Origin of the sequence: Microbacterium sp. UBA1612 (genome assembly GCF_002321605.1) — a bacterium.
Lineage (GTDB): Bacteria > Actinomycetota > Actinomycetes > Actinomycetales > Microbacteriaceae > Microbacterium > Microbacterium luteum.
The window spans coordinates 599-1,313 of sequence record NZ_DCMW01000040.1 but is presented as its reverse complement, the minus strand read 5'-3'; the positions used below and the strand labels follow the sequence as shown (position 1 = coordinate 1,313).

Annotated in this window: 1 pseudogene; it reads left to right on the top strand. The window is 69.7% G+C overall.

Annotation, left to right across the window (positions count from 1 at the left end):
- Positions 1–263 precede the first annotated feature (263 nt).
- Positions 264–715 (top strand): annotated as a pseudogene (locus tag B3S45_RS14405) (serine--tRNA ligase); the annotation flags it as partial.

The following is a 715-nucleotide window of genomic DNA, read 5'->3' as shown; positions in this document are numbered from 1 at the left end:
GCGCCGTCTTCGTCGACGCGGCGCGCTTCGCCTTCGCCGTCGGCGGTGTCGGGCGCGATGTCCTCGGGCTCCCGCGCGACGTCGTCCGGTTTCGCGGCTTCGACGATGTCGGGCGCGCCGGATGCAGGATCGTCGTGCTCTCGGGGCGTATCCGAAGCCTGGGCCATGGGCACCACACTAGGGGGCGCGGATGCGCGTGCCGCGCTGTCGGGCTGAGGATCACCGCGGCCGGTCGGTCGTCGGTGGCTGATTAGACTGGGCGCGTGATCGATCCGGTGCTGCTGCGTGAGAACCCCGACCTGGTCAAGCGCTCGCAGGAAGCCCGTGGCTCCTCGGCAGACACGGTGGATGCGGCGCTCGAAGCCGATCGGGTGCGGCGAACGGCCATCGCCACCTTCGAGCAGCTCCGCGCCGAGCAGAACGCCCACGGCAAGGCCGTCGCGCAGGCGCCCAAGGACGAGAAGGCGGTCCTCGTCGCTCAGGCCAAGGAGCTGAGCGAGAAGGTCAAGCAGGCGCAGCGGGCCGTCACCGAGGCTGAGCAGCAGGCTGACGAAGCACTTGCCGCCGTCGAGAACATCATCATCGACGGGGTTCCGGCCGGTGGTGAAGACGACTTCGTCACGCTGCGGACGCACAGTGAGCCGCCGACCTTCGACTTCACGCCGCGGGACCACCTCGAACTCGGCGAGAAGCTCGGCGCGATCGACATGGAGCG